Source organism: Streptomyces anulatus, from assembly GCF_014650675.1.
Taxonomy (GTDB): Bacteria; Actinomycetota; Actinomycetes; order Streptomycetales; family Streptomycetaceae; genus Streptomyces; species Streptomyces anulatus.
Genome location: NZ_BMVK01000001.1, coordinates 1,028,125 through 1,043,279 on the forward strand (window position 1 = coordinate 1,028,125; position 15,155 = coordinate 1,043,279).

At 72.2% G+C, this 15,155-nt stretch carries 11 protein-coding genes; 8 read left to right on the forward strand and 3 right to left on the reverse strand.

The annotated features are described in order from the left end of the window. Nucleotides 1-2 precede the first annotated feature (2 nt). Both malQ and IE272_RS04500 read right to left on the reverse strand, forming a co-directional pair. The gene (gene malQ, locus IE272_RS04495; protein ID WP_190006285.1) at nucleotides 3-2,348 is read right to left on the reverse strand and encodes a 4-alpha-glucanotransferase; all 2,346 of its coding nucleotides are present in this window, start codon (nucleotides 2,346-2,348) and stop codon (nucleotides 3-5) included. Continuing rightward, nucleotides 2,349-2,660, reverse strand: a complete 312-nt coding sequence (locus IE272_RS04500; RefSeq protein WP_050360784.1) for a hypothetical protein — start codon at nucleotides 2,658-2,660, stop codon at nucleotides 2,349-2,351. Between the two features lie 354 nt (nucleotides 2,661-3,014). On the opposite strand from IE272_RS04500, the gene IE272_RS04505 reads away from it, so the two are divergent. Further along, entirely contained in the window at nucleotides 3,015-6,005 is a 2,991-nt protein-coding gene (locus IE272_RS04505) for a glycoside hydrolase family 84 protein (RefSeq protein ID WP_190006286.1), read from the forward strand. A gap of 26 nt (nucleotides 6,006-6,031) precedes the next feature. Here the strand turns inward: IE272_RS04505 and IE272_RS04510 are convergent, their stop codons facing one another. Further along, nucleotides 6,032-6,568 carry an HNH endonuclease gene (locus IE272_RS04510; RefSeq protein ID WP_006124472.1) on the reverse strand — a complete coding sequence of 179 codons (537 nt, stop codon included), beginning with the start codon at nucleotides 6,566-6,568 and terminating at the stop codon, nucleotides 6,032-6,034. Nucleotides 6,569-6,882: 314 nt separating this feature from the next. On the opposite strand from IE272_RS04510, the gene IE272_RS04515 reads away from it, so the two are divergent. The 7 genes from IE272_RS04515 to IE272_RS04545 all read left to right on the forward strand — a co-directional run bounded on the left by IE272_RS04515 (nucleotide 6,883) and on the right by IE272_RS04545 (nucleotide 14,865). Next, nucleotides 6,883-7,947: a mechanosensitive ion channel family protein gene (locus IE272_RS04515; RefSeq protein ID WP_050360785.1), complete on the forward strand. Its 1,065-nt coding sequence runs from the start codon at nucleotides 6,883-6,885 to the stop codon at nucleotides 7,945-7,947. Between the two features lie 214 nt (nucleotides 7,948-8,161). Then, complete coding sequence (locus tag IE272_RS04520) at nucleotides 8,162-9,385, forward strand: ROK family transcriptional regulator (RefSeq protein ID WP_050360786.1); 1,224 nt, start codon at nucleotides 8,162-8,164, stop codon at nucleotides 9,383-9,385. Nucleotides 9,386-9,444: 59 nt separating this feature from the next. Further along, nucleotides 9,445-10,776, forward strand: a complete 1,332-nt coding sequence (locus IE272_RS04525) for an ABC transporter substrate-binding protein (RefSeq protein ID WP_057662812.1) — start codon at nucleotides 9,445-9,447, stop codon at nucleotides 10,774-10,776. 6 nt (nucleotides 10,777-10,782) lie between these two features. Beyond that, nucleotides 10,783-11,724 (forward strand): carbohydrate ABC transporter permease, encoded by a 942-nt coding sequence (locus IE272_RS04530; RefSeq protein WP_050360788.1) that lies wholly within the window; start codon nucleotides 10,783-10,785, stop codon nucleotides 11,722-11,724. 3 nt (nucleotides 11,725-11,727) lie between these two features. After that, complete coding sequence (locus tag IE272_RS04535) at nucleotides 11,728-12,633, forward strand: carbohydrate ABC transporter permease (protein WP_056706966.1); 906 nt, start codon at nucleotides 11,728-11,730, stop codon at nucleotides 12,631-12,633. 1 nt (nucleotide 12,634) lies between these two features. Beyond that, on the forward strand, nucleotides 12,635-13,900 hold the full coding sequence (locus IE272_RS04540) for a 6-phospho-beta-glucosidase (protein WP_190006287.1): 1,266 nt from the start codon (nucleotides 12,635-12,637) through the stop codon (nucleotides 13,898-13,900). Then, nucleotides 13,891-14,865, forward strand: a complete 975-nt coding sequence (locus IE272_RS04545) for an N-acetylglucosamine kinase (RefSeq protein ID WP_050360791.1) — start codon at nucleotides 13,891-13,893, stop codon at nucleotides 14,863-14,865. The genes IE272_RS04540 and IE272_RS04545 overlap by 10 nt, the downstream gene beginning before the upstream one ends. Nucleotides 14,866-15,155 lie beyond the last annotated feature (290 nt).

Sequence of the window (15,155 nt, forward strand, 5' to 3'; positions counted from 1 at the left end):
GCCTAGGGACGGCGCTCGCCCGGGGGTGCCGTATGAGGCTTTCGGGGCCGCAGGACGTCCATCAGCGCGTGCAGCCGGGGGGAGGCGGTGATCTCCTCCAGGGTGACCGGATGCCCCTCGGCGTCGGCGATCGGGAGACGCCAGTTGGGGTACTGGTCCCAGGTGCCGGGGAGGTTCTGCGGGCGGCGGTCGCCCACGGTGTCGGGGAGCCAGACGCCGGTCATCCGGGCGGGGGTGCGCAGCAGGAAGCGGTGGACGGCCCGGACGGCGGCCTCCTCGTCGCCGTCGCCCTCGGGGAGCATCCGCAGCCGGGCCAGGAGGGCCAGCCACTCGGCGGTGTCGGTGGCGTCCTCGGTCAGCTCCTCCTCCAGGGAGCGGGTGAGCAGGCCGAGGCGGTGGCGCAGCGTCACATGGTCGCCGGTCAGCCGGGCTGCGGTGGAGGGCAGATCGTGGGTGGTGGCGGTGGCCAGGCAGTCCCGGCGCCATTTCTCCGGGGCGAGCGGCCGTCCGTCGCCGTCCCAGTCGCGCTCGAACCAGAGCACCGAGGTGCCGAGCACGCCGCGCCGGGCGAGCGCCTCGCGGACCCCGGGCTCGACGGTGCCGAGGTCCTCGCCGACGACGACGGTGCCGGCCCGGTGGGCCTCCAGGACGAGGACGGCGAGCATCGCCTCGGCGTCCTGGGCGACGTACGTGCCGTCGGTGGGCGGGCGCCCCTCGGGAACCCACCAGAGCCGGAACAGGCCCATGACGTGGTCGATGCGCAGGGCCCCGGCGTGGGCCAGCAGGCCGCGCAGCAGGCCCCGGTAGGCGGCGTAGCCGGTGGCGGCGAGGACGTCGGGGCGCCAGGGCGGCAGACCCCAGTCCTGGCCGCGCGCGTTGAAGGCGTCGGGGGGCGCGCCGACGGACATGCCGTGGGCGAAGGCCTCCTGCTGGGCCCAGGTGTCGGCACCGGCCGGGTGCACGCCGACGGCGAGGTCGTGGACGATCCCGACGCTCATCCCGGCGTCCTCGGCGGCCCGCTGGGCGGCGGCGAGCTGGGTGGCGGTCAGCCAGGCGAGGCGGCAGTGGAAGTCGACCCGGTCCAGCAGCTCGGTCCGGGCGCGGGCGGTTCCCGGGGAGCGTGGGTCGCGCAGGGCCTCGGGCCAGGCGTGCCAGTCGGGGCCGTGCACCTCGGCGAGCGCGCACCACAGGGCGTGGTCCTCCAGCGCCTGCCCCTGCTCGGCCAGGAAGTCGCAGTAGGCGGCGCGGCGGCCGGGGGTGAGCGGCACCTCGACGACCAGCTCCAGGGCCTGGCGCTTCAGCTCCCAGACGGCGTCCCGGTCGATCAGCGCGCCCTTGTTCAGCACGGCCTCGCTGAGCGCGGCGGCGTCCTGCCGGAGGTCGTCCAGGGCGGCCCGGTCGCGGACGTGGCCGTATTCGGGGATCGACTCGATGCGCAGGTGCACCGGGTCGGGGAAACGGCGCGAGGAGGGGCGGTACGGGGACGGGTCGGTGGGGTGCCCGGGAACGGCCGCGTGCAGGGGGTTGACCTGGACGAACCCGGAGCCAATGGTCCGCCCGGACCAGGCGGCGAGGTCCGCCAGGTCACCGAGGTCGCCCATGCCCCAGGAGCGGGCGGAGAGCAGGGAGTAGAGCTGGACCAGGAAGCCGTGGGAGCGCCCGGGCGGCTGCGGGAGGCGGGCCGGGGCGACGACGAGGGTGGCCGTGGCGCGGCGGTGGTCCGGCGTACGGACGTGGACGCGGTGGACGCCGGGAGCCGGCGGGATCCACCAGGCGGGGACGGCCGCCGGAGCGCCGGGCTCCCCGTCGGCGCGCTGCGGGTGCGGGGCGGAGGCGGGCGCGAAGGCGGTGGCCGCGCCCGCCGGGGGCGTCACGGGCGGGGCGGAGACCGTGGCGGCGCCTCCCGGAGGCATCGCGAGCGGCGCGGAGGCCCCGACGGCGTCGCCCGGAGCCGGCACGGGCGCGGCGGAGGCACCCGGAGACGACACGGGCGGGGCAGGGGCCGCCGCCCGTGCCCGCATGCTCAGCGGGGCGGGCGGACGGCCCGCGGGGCGTCCCGGGGTCTCGGGCGGCTCCGGCTCGACCGTGACGGTCGAGCCGGGGGGCAGCCCGGACAGGGCGGGCGGCAGGGGCTCACCGGCCCAGACCACCACGGTCGGCGGCAGCAGGCGCGAGCGGGACTCCGCGGCGACGAGGCACTTCCGTACGTCCGCCGGAGTGCCGGCGTCGACGCCCAGCGCGGCGAGCACGGCGATGACCGTGTCGTCGGGGACGGACACCGTGACATCCGGCGACGGGGAGTAGGAGGTGGCGACACCGTGCAGTGCGGCGAGCCGGGACAAGCCCATTCAGACTCCTGGGAACTCCATGCCCCCTGCGGTGCCGGGTGCGGTCGGCTCGCTGGTCAGAGGGGCGACGGCGGCGAGCGGAGGCTCGCTCGTGAGAGGGGTGGCATCGGCGAGCGGAGGCTCGCTGGTCAGCGGCGCGGAATCGGCGAACGAGGATTCGCCGAGCAGCAGGGAGACATCGGCGAGGGGCGGCCCACTGATCAGGTGGGCGACGTCGGCAAGGGGAAGTTCGCTGGTCAGCGGCCCGGATTCGGGCTGCGTGGGTACCTGTTTGGAGAGGGCGGAGAGCAGGAGCTGCGCGGCAGCGGGCATGGTGGCCTCCTGGCCATGGAGAACAGGACACAGCAGACCTACCCAGGCCTCGCCGTGGCAGACGTGGACGTGACGCAGGCGTTATGACAACGAGCCCAACGTGCTCTGGGTCACATTCCGTTCCCTCGGATGGCAAGTATGGGCCGTTTTCAGCCATTCCCGCCCGCCACACCAGCCCCACAGGGCTCGAAGGCGTCGCTATTCCCGGCAAATACGGCAGAACGGCCATGCGCATTGACACCCTCGCGCCCGGGTGGTGGGCTCGGAGCCCGCCGGGGTCCACCGCCTGCGGTCCGAGGCGGTCGGCACGGCGGTCCATCGCCGGCAGTTGGTACGTACGAAGGGGAGCGCGACGTGCGGATCGGGCGCAGAAGGCAGGCGACGGCCGTGGCCGCCGCCGTGATCGGCGGACTCCTCGGATCCGTCTCCGTCGCTCCGGCCGCGACGGCCGCTCCCGCCGATCCCGGCAGGCCCGTCGCCGGTGCCGCCGACCGCGCCGACAGTGCGCGGACACCGTCCGTATGGCCCCGTCCGCAGAGCATGAAGGCCACCGGGCCCGCCGTGCCGCTGGGCTCCGAGGCCACGATCGTCGCCGCGCCGGACGCCGATCCGTACGCCGTCGAGCAGACGCGCTCACTGCTGCGCGGGGCGGGCGTCCGGACCCTGCACGAGAGCCTGCCGGGCGGCGGTCCCGTGGTCCGTGTCGGCGGCAGCGGAGCCGGCGACGCGCTGCGGGCGCTGCGCGCTCCCGACCGGGCCGATCTGCCCTCGGGCGGCTACCGGATCGCGGTCGGCCAGGTCGCCGGACGCGCCACCGTCGCACTGGACGGGCTCGGCGCGGACGGCCTCTTCCACGCCGTCCAGACCCTGCGCCAGCTGGTCGTCGACGGCTCGGTGGCCGGCGTGACGGTACGGGACTGGCCGGGAACCGGCGTACGCGGCATGGCCGAGGGGTTCTACGGAGAGCCTTGGACGCGCGAGGAGCGGCTCTCCCAGATCTCCTTCATGGGCCGCACCAAGCAGAACCGCTATCTCTACGCGGCGGGCGACGACCCCTACCGGCTGGCGCGCTGGCGCGAGCCGTATCCGGCCGACAAGCGGGCCGACTTCCGCGCGCTGGCCGAACGGGCGCGCGCCGAGCACGTCACGCTCGGCTGGGCGGTCTCTCCCGGTCAGGCGATGTGCATGGCCTCGGACCAGGACGTCCGGGCGCTGACGAAGAAGATCGACGCCATGTGGGCGCTGGGCATCCGGGTCTTCCAGCTCCAGTTCCAGGACGTCAGCTACAGCGAGTGGCACTGCGACCTGGACGCGGAGACCTTCGGCAGCGGTCCGAAGGCGGCGGCCCGCGCGCAGGCCCGGGTCGCGGGCGCCCTCGCCCGGCATCTGGAGGAACGGCACCCGGACGCGGCCCCGCTGTCGGTGCTGCCGACGGAGTTCTACCAGGACGGGGCCACCGACTACCGCACCGCGCTGGCGGCCGAGCTGGACGACCGGGTGCAGGTGGCCTGGACCGGTGTCGGGGTGGTGCCGAAGAAGATCACCGGTGGTGAACTGGCCGGGGCCCGCGCCGCGTTCCGCCACCCGCTGGTGACGATGGACAACTACCCGGTCAACGACTACGCCCAGGACCGCATCTTCCTCGGCCCGTACACCGGCCGGGACCCGGCGGTGGCGAGCGGTTCGGCGGCGCTGCTGGCCAATGCGATGGAGCAGGCGTCCGCCTCGCGGATCCCGCTGTTCACCGCCGCCGACTTCGCCTGGAACCCGAAGGGGTACCGCCCGGACGAGTCGTGGCGGGCCGCCGTCGAGGATCTGGCGGGCGGGGACGCGGGAGCCCGGGACGCACTGCTGGCGCTGGCCGGGAACAGTGCGGGCTCGGTGCTCGGCGCGGAGGAGTCCGCCTACCTCCAGCCCCTGTTCGACGCGTTCTGGAACTCCCGCGCGGACGCCTCCCGCCGCGACCGGGCGGCGGCCGAGCTGCGTGCGGCCTTCTCCGTGATGCGAGGGGCCCCGGAGCGGCTGAAGACCCCCGCCGACGGCCGGCTGACCGAAGAGGTGCGCCCCTGGACGGAGCAGCTGGCCCGCTACGGCCGGGCCGGTGAGCTCGCGGTGGACCTGCTCCAGGCCCAGGCCGCCGGTGACGGCGCCGCCGCCTGGCGCGTTCAACTGGCCCTGGAGCCGCTGCGCGAGGAGATCGGGGCGAGCCGGGCCACGGTCGGCAAGGGCGTGCTGGACCCGTTCCTGGACAGGGCGGCGAAGGTGTCCGCCGGGTGGAACGGCACCGACCGCGCCTCGGGCCGGGTCACGAAGGACGCGCACAGCTATACGGTCCGGCTGGCCGGGCCCCGCCCGGTGGAGGCCGTCACGGCGCTCGCCGAGCCCGGAGCCGCCCTCACCGACGCGGTCGTGGAGGCGCACGTGCCCGGTGAGGGGTGGCGGGCCCTCGGGCGGCTCTCGCCGAGCGGCTGGACCCAGACCGCCGCGAAGGGGCTGCGCGCGGACGCCGTACGGGTCACGGTGCCGGAGGCCGCCCGGACCGCCCCGCCCTCCTACCTCAGCCCCACCCTGCCCCCCTCCCCCGCCGTTGTGGCGGGGGCCCCGCAGGTGCGCGCCCTGGTGCCGTGGTTCGGCGACGAGCCCGCCGCCACGCTCGACCTGACTCACGGGGAGACGGACGCGGAGATCGGCGGCGAGTCCCAGCGGGTCGCGGCACGGCTGGCCGGGCGCCGTCCGGTCGAGGTGAAGGGCAAGCTCACCGCGAAGGCCCCCGAGGGCATCGAGGTGCGGGTCCCGAAGCAGACGACCGTGCCGCGCGGTTCGCGCACCGATGTGCCCGTGGACATCACCGTTCCGGCGGACACCCCGGCCGGGGAGTACGAGGTTCCGCTGACCTTCGGCGGCCAGGAGTCCACGCTGACCGTGCGGGCCTTCCCGCGTACGGGCGGCCCGGATCTGGCGCGTACGGCGAAGGCCTCGTCGTCCGGCGACGAGACCCCCGACTTCCCCGCGTCTGCGGCCTCCGACGGCGATCCGGAGACCCGGTGGTCCTCGCCGGTGGAGGACGGGGCCTGGTGGGGGACCGAGCTGCCGAAGCCGGTGCGCCTGGGCCAGGTGGTGCTGAACTGGCAGGACGCGTACGCCTCCCGCTACCGCATACAGGTCTCCGCCGACGGCCGTGTCTGGCGTACCGCCGCGACGGTGTCGGAGGGCCGGGGCGGAAGCGAGTCGGTCCGGATGGACGCGAAGGACACCCGGTTCATCCGGGTGCAGGGCGAGCGCCGGGCGACGGAGTACGGCTACTCGCTCTGGTCGGTGGAGGCGTACGCGGTCGCGGACGACTGAGCCGTCCGACGCCCCGGAACCACGCCCTAGGCGGACACGCCGTCGATCCGGGCCATCACGTCGTCCGCGCCGAACGGTTGCAGATACGGCAGCCAGCGCGGGTCGCGGTGTCCGGTCCCGATGATCCGCCAGGCCAGGCCGGTCGGCGGGGCGGGCTGGTGGCGCAGCCGCCAGCCGAGCTCGGGCAGATGGCGGTCGGCCTTGACATGGTTGCAGCGGCGGCAGGCCGCCACCACGTTGTCCCAGGCGTGCTGTCCGCCGCGGCTGCGCGGGATGACGTGGTCGACGCTGGTCGCGGCGGCCCCGCAGTACATGCAGCGCCCGCCGTCGCGGGCGAACAGCGCCCGCCGCGTCAGCGGGACGGGGCCCCGGTAGGGGACGCGGACGAAGCGCTTGAGCCGGACCACACTGGGTGCGGGCACGGCGCGGGTGGCACTGTGCAGGAAGGCGCCGGACTCTTCAAGGCAGATGGCCTTGTTCTCCAGGACGAGGACGAGCGCGCGGCGGAGCGGTACGACGCCGAGCGGCTCGTACGACGCGTTGAGAACCAGGACGTGCGGCACGGTGGATGCCTCCTTGTACGCCGGCGGCGCGTGGCTCGCGCCGGGACGATCCGATCTCAGTCTCTCCTCATGCCTGGTCAAAGCGCCACCACGTACGGGTAACGGGCCGGGAGGATTTTTCTCACTCCGGGCTCCGCACGCCGTCCGGCGGTGCCGAACAGGTGTTTCACCTGGGCGGCCGTCCGCACTGTGCGATCGGCCACAGCGGAGGTGTTCCCGGTGAGACCCGTCTCTCCTCCCGCGACGGCAACGATCCACTCCCCCGGCTTCGTTAGTGTTGTTGACCAGCCGTCGTCCCCCTGGAGGTCCCTGTCGTGTCGCTGTCCGTCCTCTTGGCCGCAGCCCCGTCTCCCGAGCCGGGCGGCTCGCTGGGCGAAGCCGCCGAACAGGCCGGGAACGCCGCGGGCTGGGTCGAGGAGAACTGGTCCACCTGGCTGAGCACCGGGTTGCGCATCCTGCTGATCGTGGCGGTCGCGATCACGCTGCGTTATCTGATCCGGCGCGCCCTGACCAATCTGATCGAGCGGATGAACCGCAGCGCCCAGGCGGTGGAGGGCACGGCGCTGGGCGGTCTGCTGGTGAACGCCGAGCGCAGACGTCAGCGCTCGGAGGCGATCGGCTCGGTGCTGCGCTCGGTGGCCTCGTTCGTGATCATGGGAACGGCCGCTCTGATGGTCCTGGGCGCCTTCAAGATCAATCTGGCCCCCCTGCTCGCCTCCGCCGGTGTCGCGGGTGTGGCACTCGGCTTCGGCGCCCGCAACCTGGTCACGGACTTCCTCTCCGGCGTCTTCATGATCCTTGAGGACCAGTACGGGGTCGGGGACACCATCGACGCCGGGGTGGCCTCCGGCGAGGTCATCGAGGTGGGGCTGCGCGTCACCAAGCTGCGCGGCGACAACGGCGAGATCTGGTACGTCCGCAACGGCGAGGTGAAGCGGATAGGCAACCTCAGCCAGGGCTGGTCCACGGCAGGGCTCGACGTCACGGTGCGCCCGACGGAGAAGCTGGAGCACGTCCGCGAGGCGATCACCTCGGCCGCCGCCACGATGGCGAAGGAAGAGCCCTGGTCGGAGCGGCTGTGGGGCCCGGTCGAGGTGCTCGGCCTGGACGCAGTCCTGCTGGACTCGATGACGGTCCGGGTGACGGCCAAGACGATGCCGGGCAAGTCGCTCGGCGTGGAGCGCGAGCTGCGCTGGCGCATCAAGCAGGCGCTGGACGACGCGGGCATCCGGATGGTCGGCACGCTGCCGCTCCAGGTGGAGGGCGAGTCCACGGCGGACCCGACGGCCGCGATGGCGGCCCCGTCGGCGTACGCCTCGGCGACCTCCCCGCAGTCGCTGGCGGCGACCCCGATACCGCCGACGAACCTGAGCAAGTAACCGCTTCCGCGACGCCCCCGGCCGCCTCCTGGACCCCAGGACGGCGGCCGGGGGCGTCGCCGTGTCAGGTAACACTTTGATTGCCGGACGGGGGCCACCCATTGACGGTGCGGTGACCTGCGCCCTACCGTCCTCTCAACCGAATAGGAAACTTTCCTAACAGAGTTTCTCCGGAGCTGCTCCGGAGGTCCTGACAGAGGGCGGTGCATCCACGATGGCGGGAACCACTCCCGGCGCTCCCGGCACTCCGGGCACACCACGGGTGCTGCGGGCCATGAACGACCGGGCCGCCCTCGATCTGCTGCTGGAGCACGGGCCGCTCTCCCGGACCCGGATCGGGAAGCTGACGGGCCTCTCCAAGCCCACCGCGTCCCAGCTCCTGGCCCGGCTGGAGGCGGCCGGTCTGGTCGTCGCCACCGGGACCAGCGAGGGGCGCCCCGGGCCCAACGCGCAGCTCTACACGGTGAACGCGCGGGCCGCCCATGTGGCCGGGCTCGACGTGAACGGGCGGCGCATCGTCGCCGCCGTCGCGGACGTGACCGGGCGGACCGTCGGGGAGTTCGAGCTGGCGACCCCGGGCCGGCGCGCCGACAGCGTGGTGCGCCAGGTCGCCGACGCGCTGGACGGGGCGGTGAAGGACGCCGGGCTCACCCGCGCCGACGTCCACCGGCTCGTCATCGGCACGCCGGGCGCCTTCGACCCGGGCACCGGACGGCTGCGGTACGCCTCGCACCTGCCCGGCTGGCACTCCCCCACCCTGCTGGACGAGCTGGCCGCGTTCCTGCCGATGCCGGTGGAGTACGAGAACGACGTCAACCTGGTCGCCGTCGCCGAGCAGCGCCTCGGCGCCGCCCGCGGCCACGAGGACTTCGTCCTCCTGTGGAACGAGGAGGGCCTCGGCGCCGCCCTCGTCATCAACGGCCGGCTGCACCGCGGCTTCACCGGCGGCGCGGGCGAGGTCGGCTTCCTGCCGGTGCCGGGCACCCCGCTCGTGCGCCAGGTCGTCAAGGCCAACAGCGGCGGCTTCCAGGAGCTGGCGGGCGCCCAGGCGGTGCCCCGGCTCGCGAAGGCGCTGGGCGTCGACACCCCGCAGCAGCCGTACGCGAAGGTCGCCGCCGAACTGCTGGCGCGGGCGGCCGACGCCTACGAGCGGGACGAGGCGCTCACCGAGCTGCTGCGCCAGTACGCCCAGCGGCTCGCCACCGGCCTCGCCTCCGTCACCGCCGTCCTGGACCCCGGGCTGATCGTGCTCTCCGGCCAGGCGGTCGCGGCGGGCGGCGAGATCCTGCGCTCCCTGATCCAGTCCGAGCTGGCCGAGCTCGCCGCCTCCCGCCCCCGGCTCGTGGTCGGCGAGATCGACCGCACCCCCGTACTGCGCGGCGCCCTGGAGAGGGCGCTCGCCGACACCCGCGACGAAGTGTTCGACACCTCGCGCTGAACCACGCTCCTCCCCCGTTCCCCGTCGTCTGCCTCTTCCCCGTCCCTGGGAGTTTTGTCATGCGCACAAGCCGTCTCACCGCCACCGCTGTCGCCGTCGCCGCGATATCGGTACTCGCCACCGCGTGTACGGGCCAGTCCGAGGCCGGCGCCTCCGACGACCCGAACGCGAAGACCACGATCAACTTCTGGCACGGCTGGAGCGCGCCCGCCGAGGTGAAGGCGGTCAAGGACAACATCGACCGGTTCGAGAAGGCCCACCCGAACATCACGGTGAAGGTCTCCGGCAACATCAACGACGACAAGCTCAACCAGGCGCTGCGCGCGGGCGGTTCGAACGGGCCCGACGTGGTCTCCTCCTTCACCACCGCCAATGTCGGCAAGTTCTGCTCGTCCGGCGCGTTCGCGGACCTGAAGCCGTTCATCGAGAAGTCGAAGCTCGACCTGGAGAAGACCTTCCCGAAGGTCCTCCTCGACTACACCCAGTTCGAGGGCAAGCGCTGCGCCCTGCCGCTGCTCACCGACGCCTACGGCCTCTACTACAACAAGGACGCCTTCGAGAAGGCCGGGATCACCGCGCCGCCGAAGACCATGTCGGAGCTGGCGAGCGTCGCCAAGAAGCTGACGGTCGAGAAGGGCGACAGCTACGAGCAGCTCGGCTTCATGCCGACCTTCCACGGCTACGAGACCGTCGCCGACCACTACCTGTCCTCGTGGGACCACAAGTACTTCGACGAGAACGGCAAGTCCAACATCGCCAAGGACCCGGCGTTCGCGGAGATGTTCACGTACCAGAAGAAGCTCGTCGAGGACCTCGGCGGCTACGACAGGCTGGAGAAGTACCGGGGCACGTTCGGTGACGAGTGGGGCGCCAAGCACCCGTTCCACACCGGGCAGGTGGCCATGCAGCTGGACGGCGAGTGGCGGCTCGGGATGGCCGAGGACACCAAGCCCGGCTTCGAGATCGGCGTCGCGCCGATGCCCGTCGCCGACGACGAGGCGGACAGCTACGGCAAGGGCTTCCTCTCCGGCACCATCGTGGGCATCGCCCCGGCCAGTACGAAGCAGAACGCCGCGTGGGAGCTGGTCAAGTTCATGACCAGCGACACCGAGGCGGTCGTGGACTTCGCCAACGGCATCCGCAACGTGCCCTCCACCTTCGAGGCGCTGAAGTCCCCCGACCTGAAGTTCGACCCGCGTTTCAAGACCTTCCTGGACATCGCGCAGCACCCGAAGTCCAACACCCCCGACGGGGCCGTCAACGGCTCCACGTACCAGCAGACGATCCAGGACTTCGGCTACCAGTACGAGAAGGGCGCGGTGAAGGACCTGCAGGCCGGTCTGGAGAAGACCGCGAAGCAGATCGACACCGACATCGCCAAGGCCAAGTAGCCCCCGATGACGACGCACACACTCCGCTCGAAGCGCCGCAGGTCGGCGCTGCGCACGGCGGCCTTCATGTCGCCGTGGCTGATCGGGTTCTCGGTCTTCTTCGTCTACCCGATGATCTCGACCGTCTACTTCTCCTTCACCCAGTACGACGGTTTCGGGGCGCCGGTCTTCAACGGGCTGACCAACTGGACGTATGTGTTCAGCGACTACCCGATGTTCTGGCCGTCGCTGCGCAACACGCTGTGGCTGGTCCTCGTCATGGTCACCTGCCGGGTCGTCTTCGGCCTCGGCATCGGGATGCTGATCACCAGGATCAAGACGGGGACCGGGGTCTTCCGGACGCTGTTCTACCTCCCCTACCTGGCCCCGCCGGTCGCCGCGACGCTCGCGTTCGTCTTCCTGCTCAATCCCGGCACCGGGCCGGTCAACGCGATCCTCGGGGACCTGGGGCTGCCGACGCCGGGCTGGTTCAACGACGCCTCCTGGTCCAAGCCGGCGCTCACCATGCTCGCGGTGTGGGGCATCGGGGACCTGATGGTCATCTTCATGGCCTCGCTGCTGGACGTGCCGACCGAGCAGTACGAGGCGGCCGAGCTGGACGGCGCGTCCGCCTGGCAGAAGTTCCGCTTCGTGACCCTGCCGAACATCTCGCCGATCGTGCTGTTCGCGGTGGTGACGGGCGTCATCCAGGCGATGCAGTACTACACGCAGCCACTCGTCGCCGGAAAGGTCGCCTCGGGGGTCATCGGCGGCTCCGGCCAGTCCTTCGAACCCGGCTATCCCGACAAGTCGACACTGACGCTCCCGCAGCTCGTCTACAACCTGGGCTTCCAGCGCTTCGACTACGGCGCCGCCTGTGTCGTCGCCCTCGTTCTGTTCGCCCTGGCCATGGCCTTCACCGCGCTGCTGATGCGGGGCCGCAACAACCTGATCCAGGCCGGTGACTGAGCCATGACCCAACTCCTCGAAAAGACCGCCACCGCCTCCTCTCCGGAGCGCTCCGGCCGGACCCCCGCCGCGCGCACCGCCCGCCGCAAGGCGCTGCTGCACTGGATCGCCGTGCACTCGCTCGGGATCGCCGCCGCGCTCTTCTTCGTGCTGCCGTTCGTCTTCGTGGTGCTGACCTCGCTGATGAGCGACCAGCAGGCGCTGACCCGCGACCTCACCCCGAACACCTGGGAATGGGGCAACTACGAGCGGGTCTTCAACACCCCGGGCTTCCTGACCTGGTGGCGCAACACCCTGCTGTACGCGGGCGTCGGCACCGTACTGACCGTCGTCTCGTCCGTCCCGGTGGCGTACGCGCTGGCGAAGTTCCGTTTCCGGGGACGCAAGCTGTCGCTGATGCTCGTCATCTCGATGATGATGCTGCCGCCGCAGGTCGTCATCATCCCGATGTACCTGTTCTGGGCGAAGCAGATGGACCTGTCCGGCACCTTGTGGCCGCTGATCATCCCGATGGCCTTCGGCGACGCGTTCTCCATCTTCCTGCTGCGGCAGTTCCTGCTGACCATCCCGAACGAGTACCTGGACGCCGCCAAGGTCGACGGCTGCGGTGAGTTCCGCACGCTGATGAAGGTCGTCCTGCCGATGGCCAGGCCCGGCATCGCGGCCATCGCCCTCTTCCAGTTCTTCGCCGCCTGGAACGACTACTTCGGACCACAGATCTACGCCTCCGAGAACCCGGCCGCCTGGACGCTCAGTTACGGCCTCGAATCCTTCAAGGGCGCACACCACACCGACTGGAACCTGACCATGGCCGCGACCGTTCTGGTCATGGCCCCCGTGATCGCCGTCTTCTTCTTTGCCCAGAAGGCATTCGTCGAGGGCGTCACACTGACCGGAGTAAAGGGCTGACATGAAGCTCGCAGTAGTGGGTGGCGGGTCCACCTACACCCCCGAACTGATCGACGGATTCGCCCGGCTGCGGGACACGCTGCCGATCGAGGAGCTGGTGCTCGTCGATCCGGCGGCCGACCGCCTGGACCTGGTGGGGGGTCTCGCCCGGCGCATCTTCGCCAAGCAGGACCACGCCGGGAGGATCACGACCACCACCGACATCGACGCGGGCGTCGCCGACGCCGACGCGGTCCTGCTCCAGCTGCGCGTCGGCGGACAGGCCGCGCGCGACAAGGACGAGACCTGGCCGCTGGAGTGCGGCTGCGTCGGCCAGGAGACCACCGGCGCCGGCGGCCTCGCCAAGGCGCTGCGCACCGTGCCGGTCGTCCTGGACATCGCCGAGCGGGTCCGCCGCGCCAACCCGGACGCCTGGATCATCGACTTCACCAACCCGGTCGGCATCGTCACCCGGGCCCTGCTCCAGGCCGGGCACAAGGCCGTCGGCCTGTGCAACGTGGCGATCGGCTTCCAGCGGAAGTTCGCCCGGCTGCTGGACGTGAACCCCTCCGAGGTGCACCTCGACCACGTCGGGCTCAACCACCTGACCTGGGAGCTGGGCGTCCGCCTGGGCGGCCCGGACGGCGAGAACGTCCTGCCGAAGCTGCTCGCCGAGCACGCCGACGCCATCGCCGACGACCTGCGCATGCCCCGGCAGGTCATCGACCGGCTCGGCGTCGTCCCCTCCTACTACCTGCGCTACTTCTACTCCCACGACGAGGTGGTCAGGGAGCTCGGCACCAAGCCGTCCCGGGCCGCCGAGGTCGCGGCGATGGAGAAGGAACTGCTCGCGATGTACGGCGACCCGACGCTGGACGAGAAGCCCGAGCTGCTCGCCAAGCGCGGCGGCGCGTTCTACTCCGAGGCGGCCGTGGACCTGGCGGCCTCCCTGCTGGGCAACGGCGGCTCCCCGGTCCAGGTGGTCAACACCTACAACAACGGGACCCTGCCGTTCCTCCCGGACGACGCGGTGATCGAGGTCCAGGCCCGGGTCGGGCACGACGGCGCGACGCCGTTGGCCGTCCCGGCGCTGGACCCGCTGTACGCCGGTCTGATCGCCAACGTGACGGCGTACGAGGACCTCGCCCTGGAAGCCGCACTGCGCGGCGGCCGGGACCGGGTCTTCAAGGCGCTCCTCGCCCACCCGCTGATCGGCCAGTACGAGTACGCCGAGGGCCTCACCGACCGGCTGATCGCGCACAACCGGGAGCACCTCGCGTGGGCGTGAACGTGTCGGTCGTCGCCATCGACGCGGGCAACAGCAAGACCGACGTGGCACTGATCGGCGAGGACGGCACGGTGCTGTCCACGGCGCGCGGCGGCGGCTTCCAGCCGCCCGTGGTCGGGGTGGAGGCCGCGATCGACGTGCTGGCCGCCGCGCTGGATCGGGCGGTCGCGGAGCTGCCGGCTCCGCCCACCCGGTCCGGCCATGTGTCCGCCTGTCTGGCCAACGCCGATCTGCCGGTCGAGGAGGCCGAGTTGGCCGTGGCACTGGAGAGCCGCGGCTGGGGCTCCTCGGTGGAGGTGCGCAACGACACCTTCGCGATCCTGCGCGCCGGGGTGGACGAGCCCCGGGGCGTCGCGGTGGTGTGCGGGGCCGGGATCAACTGCGTCGGCATGACCCCGGACGGGCGGACCGCCCGCTTCCCCGCGATCGGACGGATATCCGGTGACTGGGGCGGCGGTTCGGGGCTCGCGGAGGAGGCGCTGTGGTTCGCCGCGCGCGCCGAGGACGGGCGCGGCGAACCGTCGGAGCTGGCCCGTGCGCTGCCCGGCCACTTCGGGCTCGACTCGATGTACGCGCTCATCGAGGCGCTGCACCGGGGAGGGATCCCGTCGGCACGGCGGCACGAGCTGACGCCGGTGCTGTTCGCGACGGCCGCCGGCGGGGACCCGGTGGCCCTCGCGCTGGTGGAACGGCTGGCCGACGAGGTGGTGGCGATGGCCTCGGTCGCGCTGAGGCGGCTCGGTCTGCTGGAGGAGGAGGTTCCGGTGCTGCTGGGCGGCAGTGTGCTGGCCGCGTGCCATCCGCAGCTGAACGACCGGATCGCCGAACTCCTCGCTTCACGCGCCCCGAAGGCCGAGGTGCGCGTCGTGTCCGAGCCGCCGGTGCTGGGCGCTGCGTTGCTGGGCCTGGACCGTACGGGTGCGGCGCCGGAGGTCCACCGGAGGCTGCGCGCGCAGTACGTCTGAGAACCGGGACCGGTCGGGAATCGGCGGGGCGTCCCCTCACGCGATGCGCGTGGGGGGACGCTTCTCGTTCGTTCCCCGTACGGGTGAACGACCGGCGTACGAGGGGCGCGAGGGAACCGTTCGGGCTTCTGGAACGTGTACCTGATGGGAAGTCCGTTCGCTTATGGGGATGTATCCGGGCACGTTGTGCTGCTTGCCTTGATCGGCCGCGTCCGCCCTGATCGAATGCGGGGACTGATGACGGGGACGGGACGGGGACAGGACGGGACCCGCTGTCAGTGACCGAGGGG

What these genes read in the sequence shown, in the direction of transcription:
- IE272_RS04520 (WP_050360786.1), top strand. Translation starts at nt 8,162, where the DNA reads ATGGCGGGAACCACTCCCGGCGCTCCCGGCACTCCGGGCACACCACGG.
- IE272_RS04535 (WP_056706966.1), top strand. Translation starts at nt 11,728, where the DNA reads ATGACCCAACTCCTCGAAAAGACCGCCACCGCCTCCTCTCCGGAGCGC.
- malQ (WP_190006285.1), bottom strand. Translation starts at nt 2,348, where the DNA reads ATGGGCTTGTCCCGGCTCGCCGCACTGCACGGTGTCGCCACCTCCTAC.
- IE272_RS04525 (WP_057662812.1), top strand. Translation starts at nt 9,445, where the DNA reads ATGCGCACAAGCCGTCTCACCGCCACCGCTGTCGCCGTCGCCGCGATA.
- IE272_RS04530 (WP_050360788.1), top strand. Translation starts at nt 10,783, where the DNA reads ATGACGACGCACACACTCCGCTCGAAGCGCCGCAGGTCGGCGCTGCGC.
- IE272_RS04540 (WP_190006287.1), top strand. Translation starts at nt 12,635, where the DNA reads ATGAAGCTCGCAGTAGTGGGTGGCGGGTCCACCTACACCCCCGAACTG.
- IE272_RS04500 (WP_050360784.1), bottom strand. Translation starts at nt 2,660, where the DNA reads ATGCCCGCTGCCGCGCAGCTCCTGCTCTCCGCCCTCTCCAAACAGGTA.